Origin of the sequence: Caballeronia calidae (genome assembly GCF_900044055.2) — a bacterium.
Classification (GTDB): domain Bacteria; phylum Pseudomonadota; class Gammaproteobacteria; order Burkholderiales; family Burkholderiaceae; genus Caballeronia; species Caballeronia calidae.
Map to the genome: position 1 here is coordinate 43,168 of NZ_FCOX02000036.1, position 23,021 is coordinate 66,188.

The 23,021-nt window shown below is 64.5% G+C and carries 26 protein-coding genes; 7 read left to right on the forward strand and 19 right to left on the reverse strand.

Annotated elements, in window-relative coordinates; genetic code table 11:
- Positions 1–8: 8 nt before the first annotated feature.
- On the forward strand, positions 9–782 hold the full coding sequence (locus AWB78_RS27335; RefSeq protein ID WP_062609112.1) for an SDR family oxidoreductase: 774 nt from the start codon (positions 9–11) through the stop codon (positions 780–782).
- 87 nt (positions 783–869) lie between these two features.
- Here AWB78_RS27335 and AWB78_RS27340 read toward each other — a convergent pair whose 3' ends face one another.
- From AWB78_RS27340 to AWB78_RS46760, 16 genes are all read right to left on the reverse strand, one after another.
- Complete coding sequence (locus tag AWB78_RS27340) at positions 870–2,183, reverse strand: DUF3443 domain-containing protein (RefSeq protein WP_062609114.1); 1,314 nt, start codon at positions 2,181–2,183, stop codon at positions 870–872.
- Between the two features lie 18 nt (positions 2,184–2,201).
- Positions 2,202–2,726, reverse strand: coding sequence for a DUF2844 domain-containing protein (locus tag AWB78_RS27345; RefSeq protein WP_082883434.1), 525 nt, complete (start codon positions 2,724–2,726; stop codon positions 2,202–2,204).
- 249 nt (positions 2,727–2,975) lie between these two features.
- Positions 2,976–3,677, reverse strand: a complete 702-nt coding sequence (gene cheZ, locus AWB78_RS27350; protein ID WP_062609198.1) for a protein phosphatase CheZ — start codon at positions 3,675–3,677, stop codon at positions 2,976–2,978.
- A gap of 11 nt (positions 3,678–3,688) precedes the next feature.
- Positions 3,689–4,084, reverse strand: coding sequence for a chemotaxis response regulator CheY (cheY, locus tag AWB78_RS27355; protein WP_062609116.1), 396 nt, complete (start codon positions 4,082–4,084; stop codon positions 3,689–3,691).
- Between the two features lie 54 nt (positions 4,085–4,138).
- Positions 4,139–5,242 (reverse strand): protein-glutamate methylesterase/protein-glutamine glutaminase, encoded by a 1,104-nt coding sequence (locus AWB78_RS27360; protein ID WP_062609118.1) that lies wholly within the window; start codon positions 5,240–5,242, stop codon positions 4,139–4,141.
- Between the two features lie 14 nt (positions 5,243–5,256).
- A complete protein-coding gene (gene cheD / locus AWB78_RS27365; RefSeq protein ID WP_062609121.1) occupies positions 5,257–5,991 on the reverse strand; it encodes a chemoreceptor glutamine deamidase CheD in 735 nt (244 codons plus the stop codon).
- Positions 5,988–6,917, reverse strand: coding sequence for a CheR family methyltransferase (locus AWB78_RS27370; RefSeq protein WP_062609201.1), 930 nt, complete (start codon positions 6,915–6,917; stop codon positions 5,988–5,990). The genes cheD and AWB78_RS27370 overlap by 4 nt, the downstream gene beginning before the upstream one ends.
- Positions 6,918–7,037: 120 nt before the next feature.
- The gene (locus AWB78_RS27375; RefSeq protein WP_062609124.1) at positions 7,038–8,861 is read right to left on the reverse strand and encodes a methyl-accepting chemotaxis protein; all 1,824 of its coding nucleotides are present in this window, start codon (positions 8,859–8,861) and stop codon (positions 7,038–7,040) included.
- 39 nt (positions 8,862–8,900) lie between these two features.
- Positions 8,901–9,419 (reverse strand): chemotaxis protein CheW, encoded by a 519-nt coding sequence (gene cheW / locus AWB78_RS27380; RefSeq protein ID WP_062609127.1) that lies wholly within the window; start codon positions 9,417–9,419, stop codon positions 8,901–8,903.
- Between the two features lie 17 nt (positions 9,420–9,436).
- The gene (gene cheA / locus AWB78_RS27385; protein WP_062609129.1) at positions 9,437–11,722 is read right to left on the reverse strand and encodes a chemotaxis protein CheA; all 2,286 of its coding nucleotides are present in this window, start codon (positions 11,720–11,722) and stop codon (positions 9,437–9,439) included.
- 52 nt (positions 11,723–11,774) lie between these two features.
- Positions 11,775–12,152 carry a response regulator gene (locus AWB78_RS27390; RefSeq protein WP_062609131.1) on the reverse strand — a complete coding sequence of 126 codons (378 nt, stop codon included), beginning with the start codon at positions 12,150–12,152 and terminating at the stop codon, positions 11,775–11,777.
- Between the two features lie 76 nt (positions 12,153–12,228).
- Positions 12,229–13,230, reverse strand: coding sequence for a flagellar motor protein MotB (motB, locus tag AWB78_RS27395; protein WP_062609133.1), 1,002 nt, complete (start codon positions 13,228–13,230; stop codon positions 12,229–12,231).
- 25 nt (positions 13,231–13,255) lie between these two features.
- A complete protein-coding gene (motA, locus tag AWB78_RS27400) occupies positions 13,256–14,116 on the reverse strand; it encodes a flagellar motor stator protein MotA (protein ID WP_062609136.1) in 861 nt (286 codons plus the stop codon).
- 129 nt (positions 14,117–14,245) lie between these two features.
- Entirely contained in the window at positions 14,246–14,818 is a 573-nt protein-coding gene (flhC, locus tag AWB78_RS27405; RefSeq protein WP_062609138.1) for a flagellar transcriptional regulator FlhC, read from the reverse strand.
- Positions 14,819–14,834: 16 nt separating this feature from the next.
- On the reverse strand, positions 14,835–15,158 hold the full coding sequence (flhD, locus tag AWB78_RS27410) for a flagellar transcriptional regulator FlhD (RefSeq protein ID WP_062609141.1): 324 nt from the start codon (positions 15,156–15,158) through the stop codon (positions 14,835–14,837).
- Positions 15,159–15,186: 28 nt separating this feature from the next.
- Entirely contained in the window at positions 15,187–15,525 is a 339-nt protein-coding gene (locus AWB78_RS46760; RefSeq protein WP_157697631.1) for a hypothetical protein, read from the reverse strand.
- Positions 15,526–15,858: 333 nt separating this feature from the next.
- Between AWB78_RS46760 and AWB78_RS27415 the strand changes: the two genes are divergently transcribed.
- From AWB78_RS27415 to AWB78_RS27425, 3 genes are all read left to right on the forward strand, one after another.
- Positions 15,859–16,923: a glycosyltransferase family 4 protein gene (locus AWB78_RS27415; RefSeq protein WP_062609143.1), complete on the forward strand. Its 1,065-nt coding sequence runs from the start codon at positions 15,859–15,861 to the stop codon at positions 16,921–16,923.
- 251 nt (positions 16,924–17,174) lie between these two features.
- Positions 17,175–17,873: an aquaporin Z gene (aqpZ, locus tag AWB78_RS27420; RefSeq protein WP_062609145.1), complete on the forward strand. Its 699-nt coding sequence runs from the start codon at positions 17,175–17,177 to the stop codon at positions 17,871–17,873.
- 337 nt (positions 17,874–18,210) lie between these two features.
- Entirely contained in the window at positions 18,211–18,507 is a 297-nt protein-coding gene (locus tag AWB78_RS27425; RefSeq protein ID WP_062609148.1) for a hypothetical protein, read from the forward strand.
- 47 nt (positions 18,508–18,554) lie between these two features.
- Here the strand turns inward: AWB78_RS27425 and AWB78_RS27430 are convergent, their stop codons facing one another.
- On the reverse strand, positions 18,555–19,391 hold the full coding sequence (locus AWB78_RS27430) for a Cof-type HAD-IIB family hydrolase (RefSeq protein WP_062609150.1): 837 nt from the start codon (positions 19,389–19,391) through the stop codon (positions 18,555–18,557).
- A 33-nt stretch (positions 19,392–19,424) separates the two neighbouring features.
- Positions 19,425–20,342, reverse strand: a complete 918-nt coding sequence (locus AWB78_RS27435; protein ID WP_062609203.1) for a glucosamine kinase nucleotide-binding domain-containing protein — start codon at positions 20,340–20,342, stop codon at positions 19,425–19,427.
- A gap of 111 nt (positions 20,343–20,453) precedes the next feature.
- On the opposite strand from AWB78_RS27435, the gene AWB78_RS27440 reads away from it, so the two are divergent.
- The 3 genes from AWB78_RS27440 (at position 20,454) to AWB78_RS27450 (ending at position 22,349) form a co-directional block, all read left to right on the forward strand.
- Positions 20,454–21,059 carry a DNA-3-methyladenine glycosylase I gene (locus AWB78_RS27440; protein WP_062609152.1) on the forward strand — a complete coding sequence of 202 codons (606 nt, stop codon included), beginning with the start codon at positions 20,454–20,456 and terminating at the stop codon, positions 21,057–21,059.
- 466 nt (positions 21,060–21,525) lie between these two features.
- On the forward strand, positions 21,526–21,951 hold the full coding sequence (locus AWB78_RS27445; protein WP_062609154.1) for a hypothetical protein: 426 nt from the start codon (positions 21,526–21,528) through the stop codon (positions 21,949–21,951).
- Positions 21,952–21,989: 38 nt separating this feature from the next.
- Positions 21,990–22,349, forward strand: coding sequence for a phospholipase D-like domain-containing protein (locus tag AWB78_RS27450; protein ID WP_062609205.1), 360 nt, complete (start codon positions 21,990–21,992; stop codon positions 22,347–22,349).
- Positions 22,350–22,459: 110 nt separating this feature from the next.
- Here AWB78_RS27450 and rpsU read toward each other — a convergent pair whose 3' ends face one another.
- Positions 22,460–22,672, reverse strand: coding sequence for a 30S ribosomal protein S21 (gene rpsU / locus AWB78_RS27455; protein WP_008351904.1), 213 nt, complete (start codon positions 22,670–22,672; stop codon positions 22,460–22,462).
- Positions 22,673–23,021: the final 349 nt, after the last annotated feature.

The following is a 23,021-nucleotide window of genomic DNA, read 5'->3' on the forward strand; positions in this document are numbered from 1 at the left end:
GCGCCGGCATGAACGCAGTTCCCCTGAAGGTCTTCATCACCGGCGCATCGAGCGGCATCGGCCTCGCACTCGCCGAGGAATACGCGAAGCGCGGGGCCGTGCTCGGTCTCGTCGCCCGCCGTGTCGATTCCCTCGAGGCCTTCGCGGCCCGCCATCCTCAAAGCTCCGTTTCGATCTACCCCGCCGACGTGCGCGACGCCGACGCGCTCGCCGATGCCGCGCGCCGCTTCATCGCGGAGCACGGCGCGGCGGATATCGTCATCGCCAATGCGGGTATCAGCCGCGGCGCGCTGACGGGCCACGGCGATCTCGACACCTTCCGCGCCGTGATGGACACCAACTACTTCGGCATGGTCGCGACCTTCGAGCCGTTCGTCACGTCGATGACGTCCGCGCGGCGCGGCACGCTCGTCGGCATCGCGAGCGTCGCGGGCGTGCGCGGGCTGCCGGGCGGCGGCGCGTACAGCGCGTCGAAATCGGCGGTGGCGAAGTATCTGGAAGCGTTGCGCGTCGAGATGCGGCCGCTCGGCGTGGCCGTCGTCACGATCGCGCCGGGCTATGTGCGCTCGGAGATGACCGCGCACAATCCCTATCGGATGCCGTTCCTCATGGACGCCGACCGCTTCGCCGCAAAAACCGCCGACGCCATCGAACGCAAGGTGCGCTACGCGACCTTTCCGTGGCAGATGCGCATCGCGGGCATGGTGTTGCACGCGCTGCCGCGCTGGCTCTACGACGCGATCTTCGAACGCGCGCCGCGCAAGCCGCGCGCGAGCGAATGACGTAAAAAAACCGGCTGCGCAAAAACGCAGCCGGTTTTTTATCTGCCGACCGTAGTCCGACCGGGGCGCACCCCGGTCAGGCGAAGATCAGAACGCCACGTACGCCGGGCTGTTCGGCAACTCGAATCCGACATACACGTGCCGCCCGAAGAAGAACGGCAAGCCGAAGTCGAAGAAGTCGGTCATGCCCAACTGGCCACCCAGGCTGTTGAACGCGAACTTGCCGCCGCCCTGCGTCAGACTGCGCGCGCTGACGAGCTGGAACGGCACGGTGGCGCTGTTGCCTTCAGTGCCGCGAATCGTCGCCGACAAGGACTGCTCCGAGCTCGGGCAATAGAACGCGCTCGTGCTCGAGCACAGCGGGAAGCTGTCCTGGAAGAAGTTGCCATTCGATCCGGAATCGAAGAACGTCTGGTAGCTCTTCCCCTTGTAGGTGCCGCTCAGATCGCCGTACGGGTCCGTGCCGTATTTCGTGACGCCGGAAAGCCCGTTGTTGCTCTGCGTGCCGATGCCGAATATCAGCACGCCGGTCGCGCTCGCCGCGCCGTTGTCGGGAACCGGCGGCAACTGCACGATCACGCCGTTGTTGTTGGCCGCGAACTTCGCGACGGGATTCGCGACCTGCTGCGCGAGCGGCACGGCGATGCCCGTGCAATTCGCGCCGTTGACGCACGAGAAGTACATCGCGTTGAGCGACGTGCTCACGCATCCGCTGCCGCAGTCGTAGGTCTGCGGGCCGATGCCGAGAATGCCGTTCGCGCCGATGTCGCCGACCGTGTTCTCGTCGTTGCCGGACGGGCAGCCGTTGGAGCCTGTCGGCGCCGCCGATGCGTCCAGGTCGCCGATGATCTGCACCGGCACGCCCGACGCCACCTGGGTGCCCATCTTCACGTCGGCCGTGCGCACGGTGCCCCACGTGTAGCCGTCGGCGAAGCCTGCGCACTCGGCGAGCTGGCCGCCGTTCGATGCGCGCGTGGCGGGCAGGCTGCCGAGCACGGATTGCGCCGCCGAGCCGAGAATGCGCAGACCGAACGAAGCCGTATCGAGCTGAATATTGTCGATGGTCTGACACACCGACGAGCCCGGCGCGCACACCGTCACCGACACGTTCGGAATGTTGACGAAGCCCGCGACGCCGGAGTTCACGTTGATCGGCACCGCGTTCGTGCCGTTGGGCGCGATCGGCTGCGCGGTCGCGGTGCTGGTGTTCGAGCTGCCGCCGCCCGAGCCGCCGCCGCCGGAGCCGCCGCCTGAACTCCCGCCGCTGGAACTGGAACTGTCGTCGCCACCGCCGCCGCAGGCCGCGAGCATGACGGAAAGACATAGCACGCCGAGCCAGCGGATCAGGCCGCTGCGTCGAAGAGAGGAGATGGCGGGAAGGCCGAGTGTCGTTCTATGCATACTGGATTCTCCCCTCGCTTACTGGATATCGCTGGCGGACACGCCGGCCGGCAACGATTGCGGCAGATACGCGCTGCCCCCGAACGCGCCCATATGACCGCCCGATTCCACGACGAGCCCGGAATCCTGCACGCTCACCGGCCCACGGCCGCCGCGTGCGGCGCGCTGCGCCTTCAGGCCTTGCTGATACTGCGGAAAGTAGGTGCCGAGCAGGCCCGCGAGATCGGGCATGCGCGGACCATGCCATGCGATCCCGAATACGACGCCCGCATCGGAAAGATATTCATTGACGACGGTGCCGCTCGCGAGCGTGGTCGAGCGAACGGTGTAATTCGATGCCGATGCCGCCGATGCGCCCGACGCACCGCTTGCGACAGCCGAGCGCGCGACAGCCTTGGCGGACGTGGCGCCTTGCGGCGCGCTCATCGGCTCGCCGCCGAGCACTGCGTAGGCGGGCGCAGCCGCGCACACGCCGAGCGCGCCGGCAACGAACGCCAGCACGCTTATGAGATGCCCATGAGGGGGTTGCTTCGGTGCCTTCACTGGGCCTCCTATCGGATATCGGCCGTCCGCGCGCCCTCTGCTTACGGCCGGCCCTTGACGATTGAGTGACAGATGCGCCACCGCTTTTCGCGCTGCTTTTTCGGCGCGAATACCATAAGTATGCCAGCCAAGAGGAATAGTCCTAACGTTCGCAAGCGCACACAAGAAAAAACGCGAAGCACAATGGTATGCGCTTCGCGTCGTTTTTAACCGCTGAGTACGTCGAACCGATGACTACACGGATGAGCCTCAGAAGCCGAGGCTGGCGAGCAGATCGTCCACTTGCGACTGATCCTGCACGACGTCGCTGCGGCCTTCGGGATTGATCTGCGGCCCGTTGAGCAAGCCTTCCGGACTGCCGCTCGCCGATGACATCAGCGCCGCCGCCGATGCCGCGAACTGCTCGCGCCGCTCGGGCGCGATGTTCTCGAGCAGCACGCCCAGCAATTGCTGTTCGATCAGATACACGACGTCCGTGATCTTCTTGATCACCTGGCCGGTCAGATCCTGGAAGTCCTGCGCGAGCATGATTTCCAGCAGTTGCGCGTTGGTCGCCTGAGTGCGTTCCGGCACGCTTTGCAGAAACGTGCGCGTTTGCGCGAGCAGCGCGCCCGCTTCGCCCTGCGCGAGCGGCGCGTCGTACCATTTGGCCCAGCGCGCGTCGAGCGCCTGCGCTTCCGCCTGCATCGCTTCCTGCATCGGCTTCGCGAGCTCGATCGCGTTGAGCGCGCGCTCGGCGGCCTGCTCGGTCATCGTCGCGACATATTTCAGGCGGTCGCGCGCGTCGGGCACGGCTTGCGCCGCGGCTTCGACCTGCTTGTCGAGGCCGAGCTCGCGCATCGAGTCGCGCAACGTGCGCGTCAGCTGACCGATGCGCGCGAGGATGCGGTCGCTGGACTGGCCGCCCTCGCTTTCACTCTCGGCAACCGCGGCTGCGAATTCAGTGGTCAGATCGTTCACGATCAGCTCCCCGTTTTGGCCATCTTCTCGAGAATCTTGGTGAGCTTCTCGTCGAGCGTGGCGGCCGTGAAGGGCTTCACCACGTAACCGTTCGCGCCCGCCTGCGCGGCCGCGATGATGTTCTCCTTCTTCGACTCCGCCGTCACCATCAGCACCGGCAGATGCGAAAGCGCCGCGTCCGCGCGGATCTGCTGCAGCATCGAGAGGCCGTCGAGATTCGGCATGTTCCAGTCGGTGATCACGAAATCGAAGCCGCCGCCGCGCAGACGCGCGAGACCCGCCGCGCCGTCTTCGGCTTCGTCGACGTTGCCGTAGCCCAGCTCCTTGAGCAGGTTACGCACGATACGGCGCATCGTCGGAAAATCGTCGACGACGAGGATCTTCATGTTCTTGTCCATCACTACTCCCTTGAGTTCTCAATGCGGCAGCGCCGCGTATTCAATCCAGATGATTCAGACGCGCTGCACGCGTTCGCCCATCGAGGCAAGCCGCGCCATCACGCGCCGGCTCATTTCAGAGAGCGGCGCGATCTCGCTCGCGCCGCCCATTGCAATCGCTTCGCGCGGCATGCCGAACACCACGCAACTCGCTTCGTCCTGCGCGAGCGTGTACGCGCCCGCCTGCTGCATTTCCAGAAGACCGGCGGCGCCGTCGCGGCCCATGCCGGTCAGGATCACGCCGATCGCGTTCTTGCCCGCGTGCTGCGCCGCCGAGCGGAACAGCACGTCGACCGAAGGCCGATGCCGGTTCACCGGCGGCGCATCCGACAGATGCGCGACATAGTTCGCACCGCTCCTCGCGAGCACCAGATGCGCGTGGCCCGGCGCGATATACGCATGACCCGGCAACACGCGCTCGCCGTGCTCCGCTTCCTTCACCGTGATGCGGCACAAGCCGTTCAGGCGCTGCGCGAACGACTTCGTGAAACCCGGCGGCATGTGCTGCGCGATCAGCACCGCGGGTGCATCGGGCGGCAGCGGCATGAGCACTTCGCGAATCGCTTCCGTGCCGCCCGTCGATGCGCCGACGATCACGAGCTTCTCCGTCGACACGAGCGGGTTGTTGAAGTGCGGCGCGGGCTTGTGCGCCGTTGCGCTCGCGGGTGCGCTCGGCGCATGCGTGGTTTGCTTCACGCGTGCGCGCGATGCGGCGCGCACCTTGTCGGCGAGCTTTTCGGCGTAGTCGAGCATGCCGTCGCGAATGCCGACCTTCGGCTTCGTGACGAAATCGACCGCGCCGAGCTCCAGCGCCCGCAGCGTGATTTCGTTGCCGCGCTCCGTCAGCGACGACACCATCACGACCGGCATCGGCCGCAGGCGCATCAGCTTTTCGAGGAAGTCGAGGCCGTCCATGCGCGGCATTTCGACGTCGAGCGTCAGCACGTCCGGGTTGTGCAGCTTGATCAGTTCGCGCGCGACGAGCGGATCGGGCGCGGTCGCGCACACGTGCATGTCGGGCTGGGAATTGATGATCTCGGTCATCAGGCTGCGCACGAGCGCCGAATCGTCGACGCACAGCACCTTGATCTTCGACGCGGCCTGCGTCTTCGTGTTCATGGCGTGGGCGAGTGTCATGCTTCCTCCACGGTCTTCATGCGCGACGTGAACAGTTCCGCGCGCGGGCGCTTCACGTTCGATGCATTCGTCGTGAACAATTCCGCACGCGGCTTCGCGCCCGCCGCGTTCGACTGAAACAGCTCGACGCGCGCACGCGCCTTCGCGAGCCGCTCCGCGCGCTCTTCCGGCGTGCGCTGCACGAGCGCCTGCTCGCGCTCGACCACGACCGGATCGTGCTGCGTCTTGAGCTTCTTGACCATCACCTGGCCCGAGCGCGGCATGAACGCGACCTTGCGCGGATGCATGCCCTGCAAGTCCTCGGCGACGATGCGAATCTTTTCCAGCGCGAGATAGCGCCGCACGAACTCCGAGTTCCGGTCGCCGATATTGATGGTCGTCATGCCCGCGAGCACGGCGCCGCCGCCGAACACCTTCGCTTCGAAACGCTCGCGCCGTCCGCCGCGCTTGATGAGCTCGTTGATGAGCACTTCCATCGCGTACGCGCCGTAGCGCATCGAATCGGACGCTGCGTGCGATGCATCGGAGCCGTCATCGGGCAGCATGAAATGATTCATCCCGCCGATGCCCGCCGTGCGATCGTGAATGCACGCCGCGACACACGAGCCGAGCACGGTCACGAGCACCATGTCCTCGCTCGTCATGTAGAACTCGTTCGGCAGGAGCTTCACGCCCTGCTTCTTGAAGTGGTTGTCGAAGTAGAGGTTCGACGCCATCGGGAGTCCGCTCATGCCGTCTCTCCCGCGAGCGCACGCGACGCTTTCGGTGTGGCCGCCGGCTTCGCGTCGCGGCTCAGTTCATAAACGGTCTGCCCGCGCAGCCTGAACGCCTGCGACACATACGTGAAGTTCTCCGAATGTCCCGCGAACAGCAGCGCGCCCGGCTTCATCAGCGGCTCGAAGCGCGTGAGGACTTGCGCCTGCGTCGGCTTGTCGAAGTAGATCATCACGTTGCGGCAGAAGATCGCGTCGAACGGGCCTTTCACGTCGTAGCGCGCGTCGGTGAGATTCACGCGGCCGAAGTTCACCATCGCGCGCAGTTCGGGGCGCACCTTCACGAGGCCCGCGTGCGAGCCCGTGCCCTTCAGAAAGAAGCGCTTCAGACGCTCGACCGGCAAGGCCTTCACCTGATCGAGCGAATAGACGCCCGCTTCGGCCTTCGCGAGCACCTGGCTGTCGATGTCGCTCGCGAACACGGTGCACTGGCGCGCCGCGTGATCGCCCAACGCTTCGACGAGCGTCATCGCGATGGAATACGGCTCCTCGCCGGTCGAAGCCGCCGAGCACCACACCGAGAAAGGCTGCTGCCGGCGCTTCACGAACTCCGCAAGAATCGGAAAGTGATGCGACTCGCGAAAGAACGCCGTGAGATTCGTGGTGAGCGCGTTGGTGAACGCTTCCCACTCGGCGTTGTCCTCGTGGGTTTCGAGGCGGTCGAGATACTGCCTGAACGTATCGATGCCGCATGCGCGCAGACGGCGCGCGAGGCGGCTGTACGCCATGTCGCGTTTATGGTCCGACAGCGAGATGCCCGCGCGCCGATGAATCAGCTCGCGAATGCGGGCGAAGTCCGCTGCCGTGAATTCGAAATCGCGCTCGACTTCCGGGCCGCGCACGGCGCCGGGCAAGTCGATGCGCGGGTTGCGCGTTGCCATCATGATGTTTCGTGCTTCGTCGCGCTCGACCATGCGAGCTCGCGTGTCCCGTGCGTTTCGATGAAACGCCGCCTATCGATCCTGTAGCGCGATGCCTGCATGGCCGTCTCGTTTCAGACTCGGTTAGAAGGTTTCCCAGTCGCCGTCGTCGGCGGTCGTCGCCTTGGCGCGCGGCGCGGGCTTCGCGGCGCTTGCCGGCTTGACCGCCGGCTTGCTCGCGGGCTTCGCCGCTTCGCTGGCTGCTTCCTTGATAACGGCCGCTTCCGGCGCAACTTTTGGCGTCTCGACAGACTTCGCTTTCGACGCCACGGCAGGCGCCGAAGGCTCGACGCGCGCCGCCGGCGCGAGACGCGCCACAGCCGTCGATGCGCTCGTGCGCACCGGCGCCGCCGCGCTTTCCACGCACCATTGCCCGACCACGTCCTTCAGCTGACGCGTCTGCTCTTCGAGCGATGCGGCGGCCGCTGCCGCCTGCTCGACGAGCGCGGCGTTCTGCTGCGTCACGCTGTCCATCTGCGTGACGGCGCGATTGACCTGCTCGATGCCGTCCGACTGCTCTTCCGACGCCGCGCTGATCTCGCCCATGATGTCGGTCACGCGGCGCACGGCCTGCACGATCTCGCCCATCGTCTGGCCGGCGCGCGCAACGAGTTCCGTGCCGCTGTCCACCTTCGCGGCCGAATCGCCGATCAGCGTCTTGATTTCTTTCGCCGCCGCCGCGCTGCGCTGCGCGAGCGAGCGCACTTCGCCCGCGACCACCGCGAAGCCGCGGCCTTCCTCGCCGGCGCGCGCCGCTTCGACGGCCGCGTTCAACGCGAGAATGTTGGTCTGGAACGCGATGCCTTCGATCACGCCGATGATGTCGACGACCTTGTTCGAGCTCGACGCGATCGCGTGCATCGTCTCGACGACCTGCTCGACGACGTCACCGCCGCGCGACGCGATATCCGACGCATTCACCGCGAGCTGGCTCGCCTGGCGCGCGTTGTCGGCGTTCTGCTTCACCGTGCTCGTGAGCTCTTCCATGCTGGACGCCGTTTCCTGCAGCGACGCGGCCTGCTCTTCCGTGCGCTGCGACAGATCGGTGTTGCCGCTCGCGATTTCATGCGCGCCGACATCGATCGATTCCGCCCCGCGATGCACGGCGCCGACCATCGCGGTCAGATTGCCGCGCATGCGCTCGATGCCCGCGAAAAGGCGGCCGATCTCGTTGGTCGTGTCAGTGTGTGCGCGCTGCGTGAGATCGCCGCGCGAGATGCGATCGAAGTGATCGACGGCATCGTTGATCGGCTTCACGATCAGGCTGGAGAGCGCCATGCGCGTGCCGATGAGCATCAGCACCGCGAGCACGAGCACCGCGCCGATCGTCATGTTGAGCGCCGCGATATGCGAGGACGTATCCACGCGCGATTTGTCCGCGTGATCCTGATGCGACGCGACGGCGGCGGTCACGGCCTGATCGAACGAAACGAACATCGGGCTGATCTTCGTATCGGCGATCGCGTGATACGCGGCCATGTCGTTCGCGCGGATCGCGGCGAACTCCGGCTCCACGCCGGTCTTCACGAGCGTCTCGCGCTGCGCGACGAGCGCGTCGAGCGTTTCCTTCGGCAGCGTCGGCTTCGGCGTGTCGAGATAGAGCTTCCAGTTCTCGTTGCTCTTGTCGAGCAGATACTGGCCGCGATCCAGCGCCTTCTTCGCGTCCTCCTCGCTGCCCGCTTCGGCCAGCGAGCGCACCTTGTCCAGCGTCACGCGTGCGCGCAGCAGATACGACGAGGTCTCGGAAAGCGCGCGCATCGCGACCATGTCTTCCTGCGCGAGCGAGGTAAGCGACGCACCGGCGGAGTTGAGCCCGACCAACGCGAGCGCGCCGATCAGCGCCGCGCATCCGGTGAACAACAGGCCGACGAGCGTCAGCGTCGTACGGATCGACAACTTCTTCAGCATGGCTTCGTTCCTGCGTGTATTTCCAAGTGCTTGTTTGCTTTATGCGGCGACGGAGTCGATCAACTCCATCTCGCGGCTCGTCATGAGCTTTTCGATGTCCATCAGGATCAGCATGCGGCCGTCGACCGTGCCGAGGCCCGTCAGATACTCGGTCGCGAGCGTGCCGCCGAATTCGGGCGCGGGCATCACCTGCTCTTGCGTGAGCGTGAGCACGTCCGACACGCCATCGACCACCATGCCGACCACGCGATGCGCGACGTTCAGGATGATCACGACCGTCTGGTTGTCGTACTCGACGCGGCCGAGATTGAACTTGATGCGCATATCGACGATCGGCACGATGATGCCGCGCAGATTGATCACGCCCTTGATGAACGCAGGCGCATTCGCGATGCGTGTAACGTTGTCGTAGCCGCGAATTTCCTGCACCTTCAGAATGTCGATGCCGTATTCCTCGGCGCCGAGCGTGAACACCAGAAACTCCTGTCCGGCGGCTTCGGCTTGCTGCGCGTCACGTCGCGAAGGCGCAGCGGTATGAATCGATTGAACGTCTGCCATGAAAGGCTCCTTCGGTATCAGTGAGAGTGCGCGCCGTGCTGTGCGCGCGATTCGCGGTTGAGCGCGGCCACGTCGACGATGAGCGCGACACTGCCGTCGCCCAGGATGGTCGCGGCGGAAATGCCGTGCACCTTGCGGTAATTCGTTTCGAGGTTCTTCACGACGACCTGCTGCTGGCCGACGAGCTCGTCGATCAACATCGCGAAGCGGCGTCCTTCCGTCTGCATGATCGTGACGATGCCCTGCGTCGGATCGGTGCGTGCGCCTTCGACATCGAACACGCCGTGCAGCGCGACGAGCGGCAGATATTCGCCGCGCACGCGCACGACGCGCTCACCGTTCGCGACCGTGTAGATGTCTTCGGCCACCGGCTGCAGCGACTCCATCACGAAGTTCAGCGGCAGAATGAAGATCTCGTTGCCGACCTTGACCGACATGCCGTCGAGGATCGCGAGCGTGAGCGGCAGCACGATCTTCGTCGTCGTGCCCGCGCCCTGACGCGACATGATTTCGACGTGACCGCCCATCGACTGGATGTTGCGCTTCACCACGTCCATGCCGACGCCGCGGCCGGAAATATCGGTGACTTGCTCGGCGGTCGAGAAGCCCGGCATGAAGATGAGCTGCCAGACTTCTTCATCGCTCATCGAATCGGATACCTGCATGCCCTGCTTCTGCGCCTTCGCGAGAATCTTGTCGCGGCGCAGGCCGGCGCCGTCGTCGCTCACTTCGATCACGATGTTGCCGCCGTGATGCGCCGCCGACAGCACGAGCTGGCCGGTCGTCGATTTGCCCGCCGCGCGGCGCGCTTCCACGGTTTCGATGCCATGATCGAGCGAGTTGCGCACGAGGTGCGTGAGCGGATCGATGATGCGCTCGATCAGGCTCTTGTCGAGCTCGGTCGCCTGACCGAACGTGACGAGCTCCACGTCCTTGCCGAGCTTGCCGGCAATGTCGCGCACGAGACGCGGGAAGCGGCTGAATACGTAATCCATCGGCATCATGCGGATGGACATGACGGCCTCTTGCAGGTCGCGCGCGTTGCGCTCGAGCTGCGCCATGCCGTTGAAAAGACGGTCGTGCAATGCGGGATCGAACGTGCTCGTGGTTTCCGCGAGCATCGCCTGCGTGATGACGAGCTCGCCCACCAGATTGATGAGCTGATCGACCTTTTCCACACCGACGCGAATCGAGCTGCCTTCCGCCGATGCGGCCGCCTGCGGGCGCGCTTTCTTGTCGGCGTCGCCCGATGCTGCCTTGGACGGCTGGGCGGCGGGCGCGTTGTGCAAACTCGCCGCCGCCGGCACCGCTTCTTGTTGTACTGCGTCGATGCCGGCCGCGGATGCGGGCGCTTCATTCGCCCGCGATTGCTTCGGCTCTTCGTGTAGCGTGGGTTGCACAGCCGTCGCCGGCTGCGCCTGCATGGATTGCGCGGATTGCGCCGCAACATCGCCACGGCCGATCGTGATCTGCGTTTCATCGATCACGAAGCAGCACACGGCGACGATATCGTCGGCCGGGACGTCCGAGTCGAGCCAAACCACGTACTCGGCGTCCGTCTTCTTTTCTCCGACGATGCTTCCCAGATTTCCCAGTTCCTCGATCAGAGTCGCCAGGTCCTTCTCGCCCACCCCCCGTAGCGTAATTTTCAGGTGGGGTCCAACTTCCGCCGCCGGCGCGCCGGTGTGTCCCGGCATTGCATCGGCGGCGGTTCCTGCATGCGTTCCATCGGCGAGTTCGAATGCGCCGTCCCAGTTGCCGTCGTCCTCGATCGCGTCCATCGCCTGCGCGAGCACATGCGCGGGCGGCGCGTTCGGGCCTTCGTACGCCGGCGCGACATTCACGTGCGCCGCATCGTGTTGCGTGCCCGGCAGCGCGGGCGGCTCGATCCGGCCGGGCGCGGCGCCTTCGGCGTTCTCGTTCTTCAGGCGCTCCAGCTTCGCGCAGATCGCGGCGGCAGCGGCCGAATCCGGCTCCGTGCTCGCGCGATACGCGGCGAGCTGATCGGAGAGCACGTCCTTCGTCGCGAGGAAGGTGTCGATCATGTCGCGGCGCAGGACGAGCTCGTTGTTGCGCGCGCGATCCAGCAGCGATTCGAGGATGTGCGTCGTTTCGGTCAGCGCCGTGAAGCCGAACGTCGCCGCGCCGCCCTTGATCGAGTGCGCCGCGCGGAAGATCGCCGCGAGATCTTCCGGGTCCGGATTCCCGATGTCCAGAACGAGCAGCAGCTGCTCCATCTGCGCGAGCAGTTCATCCGCTTCGTCGAAGAAGGTTTGATAGAACTGGGTAATGTCGAGTGTCATGCTTGAGTCACCATCGGCGCGTGCGTGCGCGGGTTGTCTTTTGCTTGTGGCTTCAGTGCTGCGTGTCTTCCGAGAGCGCGGCGACCAGCTCGGTCAGCAGGTCCGGATCGAGCGGCTTCTCGATCCAGCCCGTCGCGCCCGCCGAGCGCGCCGCATTCTTGAACGGCTCGCCGTCCTCGGTCGTCAGCACGAGAATCGGCGTCGCCTTGTATGCGGGGTTCCCGCGCAGCGCCACGATCAGATCGAGCCCGCTTCTGCCCGGCATGTGCTGATCGGTCAGAACGAGATCGAAGCGCTCGGCGAGCGCCCACTCCAGGCCTTCGTCGCCGTCCGACGCGACGGTCACTTCGTACCCCGCCGTCGTGAGCGTCGCCGAGAGGATTTGCCGCATGGCGGCGGAATCGTCGATTGCCAGAATGTGTTTGATCATGTTTGTCTCTTGCCGTGATGACGGTCGAAACGTGCCGACTCTTGAGCGTGTTGCGCGTGTTTTTCGGGGAACTTGCTCAGTGCGCGGCGGACCTGGGGGCGATGCCCGGAATCAGCTGGCCGAGCGCCGCCGATGGCGCGCCGTTCGCGTCCGTGCCGTTGTCGAGCGTGGCGCCGGGCGAGCCGTCGTCGCGCAGCATCGACATCTCCGCTTTCCGGTTGAGCACGATCACGCTGATGCGCCGGTTCTCCGGATCGAGCGGGTCCTGCCTGTTCAGGTTTTGCGTCGACGCGAGGCCGAGCACGCGCAGCACCTTCGCTTCGTCCATGCCGCCCGCTACCAGCTCGCGCCGCGATGCGTTCGCGCGGTCCGCCGACAGCTCCCAGTTGCTGTAGCCCTTCTCGCCGCCCGCGTACTTCACGGCGTCGGTGTGTCCTTGCACGACGATGCGGTTCGGCACGTCGTTCAGGCTCTTGCCGATCTCGCGCAGGATGTCGCGCATGTACGGCTGCACCGTATTGCTGGACAGCGCGAACATCGGGCGCTTTTGCGTATCGACGATCTCGATGCGCAAGCCCTGCTGCGTCGATTCGATGCGAATCTGCTGCCTGAACTGGCGCAGCGTCGGATTGGCTTCGATCGCGGCCATCAGCTTGACTTGCAGATCGTGCAGACGCACCTGCTCGCGCCGCTCGAGCTCGCCTTGCGCGGACTTGAGCAGTTCCTCGTCCGTATCGGAAGACGCGCGCTGCGCGAGCTGCGTGCTGCCGTTGGTCCGGCGCGCGGCGCCCGCTTCGTTGCTGGAGATATCGCGCCCGCCGCCGATGATGATGCTGTTGTCCATGCCGACGGACTTGCCGCCGACCATCGCGGCCTTGAGCGGCATGTTGAAATACTCCGCGATGCCGCGCCGCTGCACCGGCGACGTCGACGAGAGCAACCACATCAGCAGGAAGAACGCCATCATCGCGGTCATGAAGTCCGCGTAGGCGAGCTTCCACGCGCCGCCGTGATGACCCTTGGCGCCCTTTCCGACGACGCGCTTGATGAATATCGGGCGCCCGCTTTCGTTGCTCATGGCTGTGTCTCGATCGATGCGGAAGTCACTTCGCCTTGACCCGGCGCACGTGTTCTTCGAGTTCGGAGAACGACGGACGCTCCGTCGAGAACAGCACCTTGCGGCCGAATTCCACCGCGATCGCGGGCGCGTAGCCGTTCAGGCTCGCGAGGATCGTCACCTTGATGCACTGAAACATCTTGGTCTGTTCCGCGACGCGCTGCTCCGCGACGTTCGCGAGCGGCCCGATGAAGCCATAGGAAAGGAGAATGCCGAGGAAGGTGCCGACGAGCGCCTGCGCGATCATCTCGCCGAGAATCGCGGGCGGCTGATCGGCGGAAGCCATCGTGTGCACAACGCCCATCACCGCCGCGACGATACCGAACGCGGGCATCGCGTCGCCGACCTTCGACAGCGCGTGCGCGGGCGCTTCGCCTTCGACGTGATGCGTCTCGATCTCCTCGTCCATGAGGCTTTCGATCTCGAACGCATTCATGTTGCCGCTGACCATGAGGCGCAGATAATCCGTCAGGAATTCGACGATGTGGTGATCCGCGAGAATCTTCGGGTACTGGCTGAAGACCGGGCTCTTCGCGGGATCTTCGATATCCGCTTCGAGCGCGAGCGTGCCTTCCTTGCGCGCCTTCGCGAGCAGCACGTAGAGCAGGCCCATCAGCTCCATGTACATGCCCTTGTCGTATTTCGCGCCCTTGAAGAGCGTCGGAATGACGAGAATGGTCGCCTTGATCGTCTTGACGTTGTTGCCGAGGATGAATGCGCCGACGCCCGCGCCCGCGATCATCAGAATTTCGACCGGCTGCACGAGCGCGCCAAGATGGCCGCCTTCGAGCGCATAACCGCCGAAGACGGACAGCAATGTCACGAGCGTTCCAACGAAAATCAGCACAGTCGAGTCCTCACGTTTTGATGCGGTAAGACCGCCGTTAAGTGGTTTACGGCACTCGGCTGAAAAACTTTGAGGTTGATTCCGCGGGACGGCAAACGGTAAACCCCGCGTGGCGACTGGGGTGCGGCGTCAGGCCGCGATGCGCGGGGCGTGCTCCGTCGCGCTTCGGGGCGCCGACTTGCGCGTCTTGCCCGCGCGCGACGGCGGCTGGCACAGGCCGCAGACGTAGCCCGCGCGCAGGTCATACGCATGCGCCACGAAGCGCCCGCCGCAGCGCGTGCACGTGTTCGTCTGCAGCATGCCGGACTCGAAGTAGCGCACGAGCGTCCACGCGCGCGTGAGGGAAAGCACGGGTTCGTCGCCGTGAAGCGCCGCGTGCTCGAGATAGAGGCGGTAGCTTTTCACGATCGCGTGGATCGTGCTTTGCGAGCCGTCGGCGCCGCCGTGCTCGTCGATGAAACGGTAGATGCCGTGAAACAGCGACGAATGGATGTTCGGCTGCCAGGTCATGAACCAGTCAGTCGAGAACGGCAGCATGCCCTTGGGCGGCGACGCGCCTTTCAGTTCCTTGTAGAGCTTGATGAGCCGGTCGCGCGACAGGCTCGTTTCCGCTTCGAGCAACTGCAGGCGCGCGCCGAGCTCGATCAGCTCGATCGCCAGGGTGATCTCGCGGACTTCCGCGACCACACTTTTCGTCGCCATCGGCGTGCCGGGCGCCTTAGCCGATCTGCTCGACGGGACTGTCCGCCAGCAGGATCGCCGCGTGGGCGTGCGCGAGCGCCGCGCTCTTGTCCTTGTCGGCGAGCGACGACAGGATCGCGTGGTCGTCGAAACGAAAGCGGCACAGCAAATGGCTCGACGACGCCACTTTCACCACCTGCGCGAGCGTCAGCGAGGACAGCACCTGTGCGACCTGCTCGGAAAGGCCGAGGCGGTACATCGCCGAAACGCGGTCTTCCTGCAGGAGCCGCTGCGCGAGGAGCAAGTACGAAAGATTCACCTCGCGGATCTCCGCGAGCGCGCTCGGATTGCTGGCCGTCATCTGTTTCCCCGAATCGATACGTGGCTGGTCAGGCCCGGCGGGAACGTTTGCTCGAATTCGCAAAGGACAGCGAATCCGGCCCCGCCCGTGTTGTCTGGTCGATTCGATTGTCGCCGATGCGCGCGGCCGCGCCTGTCGGACAAAGCTTCCGACGCAGCGACGGAGTTTCGCGAATCTTCGTGTAGGAATATTTCCTACAGGCCGGCGCGTTTCGGCAGCCGATCTGCAATTTTGGATATCGGCAGCAATTCGTCTGACTTAATGGCTTACTGAAGATTTTCAAGCCTGACCGGGCGGCGGGCGTAGAACGCGCCGCATCCGAAGCCGGGTCTGCAAATTGCTGAAACGACTCACGGCCCGCTGCCATGCTTCAAATCCGTCTACATCATCCTCTTCGGTGCAATTTCTGACTTCGTAACAGCACATGTTTCGCGCTGTAACAACGATAAGCGATTGAAAAATGAAGTGAAATGCCGCCGCCGATCCCGATAATGGGCATTAAGGGATAACCCGGTCGCGATGTTTCTTCATCTCCGGGCCGATCTCGGGCGGCGTTTCACGACTACGCGGCCCGCCCGAATGGCATGTTGAGCGCTCGACCGGAGCGTACCTGCAATGCCTCAACCTTCCGCCTCGACAGGCATGGGATCGGAGTCAGGAGCGAAAGCGCCAGCTTCGATCGACATAGGAGAGTCACGTTATGCGAATTGCACAAATTGCACCGTTGCACGAAGCAGTTCCTCCGAAGTTTTACGGCGGCACTGAACGCGTGGTGTCCTATCTCACCGACGCGCTCGTCGAGCTCGGCCACGATGTAACCTTGTTCGCAAGCGGCGATTCGCAAACCAAGGCGACGCTCGAAGCGGTGTGGCCGCGCGCGCTGCGTCTCGACCCGACCGTGCGCGATGCGCTCGCGCCGCACATGCTGCTGCTCGAAACCGTCCGCCAGCGCGCGCACGAGTTCGACGTGCTGCACTTCCACCTCGATTACATGCCGTTCCCGCTGTTCACGCAGATGGACACGCCGTTCGTGACGACGCTGCACGGCCGTCTCGACCTGCCGGAACTGCAGCCGATCTTCGACACGTTCACGAAGGCGAACGTCGTTTCGATTTCGGACAACCAGCGCGGACCGCTGCCGCAGGCGAACTGGCTGAACACCGTGTATCACGGCCTGCCGAACGAGTTGCTCACGCCGCAACCGCATAAGAAGCCGGAATATCTGGCGTTCCTCGGCCGCATCTGTCCGGAGAAACGCGCCGATCTCGCCATCAAGATCGCTGCGCAAAGCGGTCTGCCGCTGAAGATCGCCGCCAAGGTGGACAAGGTCGACCAGGAATACTTCAAGTCGACGATCGAGCCGCTGCTCTCGCAGGCGCACGTCGAATTCATCGGCGAGATCAACGAGGCGCAGAAGCCGGAGTTTCTGTCGGGCGCGAAGGCACTTCTCTTCCCGATCGACTGGAACGAGCCGTTCGGCCTGGTGATGATCGAGGCGATGGCGTGCGGCACGCCGGTGATCGCGTTCAACCGCGGCTCGGTGCCGGAAGTGATCGACCACGGCGTCACCGGCTTCATCTGCGAGGACGTGCAGGGTGCGGTGGGCGCGCTGCAACGTCTGGATGAACTGTCGCGCACGGAAATCCGCGCGCAGTTCGAGCGCCGGTTCAGCGCGCAGACGATGGCCCAGAACTATGTCGAGAGCTACGCCGCCATGCTCCAGGCCGCGAAACGCCCGGTGCTGCGTCAGGTCGCGGTGGGCTAAGCGCGCTCACGAACGCCCGATTCACGCTGTACACAATGCCGCCCCAATATCGGGCGGCATTTTTTTGCGCGCTCGCTGAGCGATTTCTTTGAGGACAATCCGAACTTCTCTCCGCTGCCCGTGAATCAAGAGCAAATCAACCATTTTTGACAGTTCGCGAGACGCACCGCGCTTAAACTCCGCTGCGCAAGCGCACCCCGCGTTCTTGTCCTGAAATCAATGGTTTATCTCTCTTTCACGAATGCAGACTCATGCATTTGTCGAAGCGTCTCGGCGCTGAACTTTTCGGTACTTTCTGGCTCGTGCTGGGCGGCTGCGGAAGCGCCGTGCTCGCCGCGGCCTTCCCTCAACTCGGCATCGGCTTCGCCGGTGTGTCGCTGGCGTTCGGTCTCACCGTGCTGACCATGGCCTATGCCATCGGTCACGTGTCCGGCTGCCACCTCAACCCGGCCGTGAGCATCGGTCTCGCGACCGCTGGCCGCTTCCCGATCCGCGATCTCGTGCCGTATATCGCCGCTCAGGTGATCGGCGCGACGCTCGGCGCATGGATCATCTATCTGATCGCGACGGGCAACCCGAACTTCGATTTCGCGTCGAGCGGTTTCGCCGCGAACGGCTTCGGCGAACATTCGCCGGGTCACTTCTCGATGATGGCGGCCCTGGTCTGCGAAGTTGCGATGACCTTCTTCTTCCTGTTCGTGATCCTCGGCGCCACCGATGACCGCGCGCCGAAGGGCTTCGCGCCGCTCGCGATCGGCCTGTGCCTGACGCTCATCCACCTGATCTCGATTCCGGTCACCAATACGTCGGTGAATCCGGCGCGCTCGACGAGCCAGGCGTTCTTCGTCGGCGGCTGGGCGCTCGATCAGCTGTGGCTGTTCTGGATTGCGCCGATCGTCGGCGCGATTATCGCGGGCTTGCTTTATCCGTCGTTGACGCGTCAGAAGTAAGCGTCGGCGGAGGCATCGGCGGTAAGCAAAACGGGCGCGTCATGCGCCCGTTTTGTTTTTGCGCCACTGCCCGCGGCCGAATGATTAAAAGCGCGCGACAAATGTAATGCCGGATTACGCAGAATGCTTATGAATTGTCGCGACACCGATTCGATAGAAAACCGGCATCGCGCGTGAGGGCCGCCGGACAAGGCTTCCGGCGATCGCGCCGAGCGGCATTGGCTTTCTCCGTGCCTTACGCCGCCCTTGCACACCGTAACAAGTCGTCGAAGCGTGTAAGACGGCGGGCGCTTACATTGGACTCATGCGACACACGTCGCCTTAAAGGAGAAACACAATGAAGCGCATCGTCACCCAAATGCTCGTCGCGACCGGCCTCGTGATCGGTGCCGTCGGAGCGGCTCAGGCCCACAGCGATCTGCACATCGGCGTTTCGCTCGGCGCGCCCGCTTATGTGGCCCCGGCTCCGGTGTACGTGCGCCCGGCGGTCCCGGCGTACAGGGCGCCGTACTATCGCCATGAAGCGCCGCGCTGGCACGGCGGCTACGGCCACGATAACGGCCGCTGGAACCGCGCGGGCTGGAACCACGGCGGCTACGGCAACTACGGCAACAACTGGGGTCATCGCGGATAAGGAACAAGTGCCGCCGACGAACCCCGGCGGCACCCCGCGACGGACGCTCAGTCGGGCGTCTGTCCCGTCGATGCCAGTTCGTCGCGAATGCCGAACAGCTTGCGCAACTGATGCGCGACGCCCGCCTCGAAGTTGTTCCCGACGCGCGGCACGTTCGGCAGACGCTTGATGAGATCGGGATTGGCGTTGTTCATCATGAACGGATGCCCGGCGGTTTCGAGCAGATCGATGTCGTTCATGTTGTCGCCGAACGCGACGCACTGCGCGGTGTCGAGCTCGAGCCGCTCCAGCACGAAGCGCAGCGCCCGCCCCTTCGAGACATCCGACGTCATCACTTCCAGACAGTCCGGCAGCGAATACGTGACGTAGAGCGAGTCGCCGAACTCGCGCTCGAGATTGGCGGCGGTTTCCTTCAGATCGGCCGGCTCGCCGATATACAGTACTTTCGCGATGTTCTCGCCGTCATGTTCGCGCAGATCCATCACCTCGTACTTGAAGCCCGAATCCTGGTGAAAGACCAGCAGTTCGGGCGCGTGGCGATCGATGAGCCAGGCGTCGTCGGCGAAGAGATTGACGATGACGCGCTCGCTGCCCGCGAGATCCGGCTGCACCAGACGGCGCGCGGCGGCGGGATCGAGGTCGCGCGAGTAGATGCGTTCGTCGCCGGGCGCATGGACGCGCGCGCCGTTCGACGTGATCAGATAGGCGTCGACGCCGAGCAGATCGCGGATGCCGGCGACATCGCAATAATGACGGCCCGTCGCGATGATGATGGGGACGCCGCGCGCCGCCAGTGTGCGCACGGTTTCGGCGGTGAAGGGATCGAGCTGGTGGTCGCTGTTGAGGAGCGTACCGTCGAGATCAGTGGCGATGACCGAGTACATGACTGCCTTTGTGGTGCCGCAAAGGACGGTATTTTATCGCGCCGCGCCGCCGATGGCCTTCGACGCGCACGCCGCGCGACGCGCCAGCTCGAGCGCGCCCGCTGCCGAATCGGCGTGCGGCGCCCGCACGCGTTCGCGCAACGCGGCCGGCACGAACGGCTCGTAAGGCACCGCAAGGCCGCCGCACAGCGCAATGGGCAGCGCGCCCGCGGGATCGAGCGCCGCGACCAGCCGCTCTATTTCGAGCCCGGCGCGCTTGAGCAGGCGCGAGGCGACCGGATGATCGTGGAACGCGAACACCGTGGGCGCGAGCGTCGCGTAAGCCGTCTGATTCGCGGCGCAGAGCCACACGACGAGACTGTCGCGATCCGTCGCGCCGGTTTGCGCGAGCATCGCCCGGGACCAGCCGTCTTCCGGCGCGCGGCCGTCCAGCACGCGCTGCAGATGAACGACGGCGCGCAAGCCGAGCCACGCGCCGCTGGCTTCGTCGCCGCTCGGGAAACCGTAGCCGCCCGCGATGCGGCAAACGCCCGCCTCGTCCAGCGACGCCGCGATGCTGCCCGTGCCCAGCGCGACGATCACGCCGGGGTCACCGCCGTGCGCGCCGAGCACCGTGGTGTAGGCATCGCTCTCGACGCTCAGTGCGCGCACCCCGGGCGCCGTCGCGAGAAAAGCCGCGAGCCAGTCGGCGTTGTTGACGCCCGCGAGCCCGCAGCCGAGCGAGCAGTTGCGCCAGTCGAAAGGCAGCGCGGCGGCATCGAATGCGCGCCGGCATGTATCGCCGATGGATTGCCACGCGCGCTCGACGCCGAGCCCGAGCCCCGATGGTCCGCCGCTCGCGCGCGCGAGTTCCATGCCGTGCGCGTCCACGAGGATCACGCGTGTGCCGCTTCCGCCGCCGTCGACACCGAGCAGAAAACCTTGAGGTGCGGAGTCAGAGAATGTATTCATGGGCGCAAGCTTACCGGTGCCCGCGGCGCCCGCCAATTGGCCGAATGGCATAGATGGCACGACGCGGGCGTTCCGCTATGCTGACGCGATTCAAAATAATGAGGACTCGCAATGGCAGACACCGAACAAACCCGCTGCGCGTGGGCCACCACCGACGCGATGATCCGGTACCACGACGATGAATGGGGCGTGCCGTCGCGCGACGACCGGCATCTGTTCGAGATGCTGGTGCTGGAAGGCGCGCAGGCCGGCCTTTCCTGGTCGACGATCCTCAACAAGCGCGAAGGCTATCGCGCGCTCTTCGCAGACTTCGACATCGACAAGGTCGCGCGCTTCACCGACAAGGATATCGAGCGGATCGTGCTGGACGCGCGCATCGTCCGCAATCGGGCGAAGGTCGCGTCCGCCGTGCTCAATGCGCGCGCCGTGCAGCAAATCCAGCAGGAGCACGGCTCGCTTGCGAGCTTCGTCTGGTCGTTCGTCGGCGATGCGCCCATCGATACCCCGCGCGACGCGAATAGTCCGACGCCCGCGTCGACGCCCGAATCCGATGCGCTGAGCAAGGCGCTCAAGAAGTACGGCTGCAAGTTCGTCGGCACGACCATTTGCTACGCCTTCATGCAGGCAACCGGCATGGTCAACGACCACGCCGCCGCCTGCCTGTCGCGAGCAAAAGCTAAGACAAAACGCAAAACCGTTGCCAAATCCTCACATTGAAGCCATCCGAATGAGGGGGATTTTTGCTTTTTGGCAACGTTCTTGAGCGCAAAGCCGGCAACCAAGGGTAAATCCCGATAGAAGCGGTTTTTTTTGCAGTGAAGCACGCCGACAGCCGCCAGTTACAAGGCTCTCAGCCGGGTTTTCCGCACTGCACGAACGTGCGGCCCGTGTAAAAATGGCGTCCTCGCGTGCGCTGGCGCACCTTTTTACCGGACCGAACCGTTATAACTGACGGTGTGCGGATCGTTCACTGAGTGTAGAAATCCGACGCGAGCACAACAGGGCGCTGCGAGACCGCAGACCCAGGCCGGGAAACCCGTCGTGCTCGAAGCAGTGTCCGGGCGGCAAAGCGTCGATTCAGGTTGCGCCACATTCGCAACGGCGGCGCCGCTCCGGTGCAGCAAGTGCAGGTTCTCGAATTTCCAACGCATGGCCGCTGCGCAGGGGCGCAGGGGAGAAGATCATGAAAAGCTTGAACTTCCTGACCCATCAGGAGATTTTCAACAGCGCAGTACAGCATCTCTTCGTACAAGGGCAAGCGGCGTTGCTGCCGCGTGGCGGCGGCGCCTATCGCGGATACTGCGGCGGCTGCCCCGTCGGCAGCTTCATCAAGCCGCGCGACTATGTCACCGCGATGGAAGGCGTGCCCATCCGCTATATCGCGAAGCCGCCCGAACAGATTCCAACCTACATGGATGTCGGCGTCGCGGCGCTCAGGCGCGCGCTTCTGCGTTCGCGCATCAACGTGTTCGATCCGAATACCGTCGAATTGCTCTCGTGCCTGCAGAACGTGCATGACGTCTTCGGCAAATGGGAATGGCGCGAACGGCTCACGTCGATCGCGCGTCAGTTCGGGCTGTCCGCCGAGCTTCTGAAAACGGCTGCTTGATTGATATTGCGGGTGCTGTGATGTTGAGCCCTATCACGATGTTGAACGCGAAAGAGATCTACGAGCGCGTCAGCACGCATTTACTGGCGCAGCGCGCGGTTTCGGAAGACGACAACGGTTCGTGCCGGCTGCGAAGTCCCGAAGGCCGCAAGTGCGCGATCGGCTCGCTCGTGAGCGACGCGCTGTACGATCCCGATCTCGAAGGCGTCGGCATTTCCTACTATCGGCATGCGCAGGACGGCAAGTTGCTGCGGGCGCTTTACGCATCGAACGTGAACGCGTACGACCCGGGCATCGTCGATCTGCTGATCGAGCTCGAGGAAGTTCACGACTACGCCGATGTCGAAGAGTGGCCGCAACTGCTCGCGGCGCTCGGCAAGCGTCACGCGTTCGTCTGAGCGCGTCGGCTCGAAGCGGAGCCACAAACGAAACGGCGGTGCGCCCTTACGGGTCGCACCGCCGTTTTGCCATTCAGGGCAAGGATGCGAACCTCGCCCGAACAGGATGCTCAGTGCATCTTCTTCGGCAGCATCTGGCTGCGCAGGCGCTTGCGCAGACGCGCGACAGCGGCTGCCTTCTTGCGCTTGCGCTCGGTGGTCGGCTTTTCGTACGACTGGCGCTCGCGCAGTTCGGCGATCAGGCCATTGCGCTCGATGGTGCGGCGGAAACGCCGAATCGCGACATCGAACGGCTCGTTTTCTTTGAGGACGATAGTGGTCATGTAAATCCTGTTTTGCTAAACGTATTTCTAAGCGCGCGACGATAAAAGCCGCCGCGCCCCGGCACTCCGATCGTCCGCCGAAACGTGAATGAGCGGCGGACACGAGCAAAGCGGCCACGGAGGCCGGAAAAGAGAGCGTTGAGATTCAACCGCGGAAGCGGCATGCGCTTTCGAAAGAACCACACGAAGGCGCGTTTCGGAGCCGTTCGCCGCTGCTCATTAACGTTGTATTGACGTTGCTTTTTTCAGCGGCGAAGGCAGGAAATCGGGCACATTTCTCGATTCGGGCGCGATGTTACCAGAACACCGCGCCCCTGCCAACCACTCCGGGCTGCCCAACCCATTGATG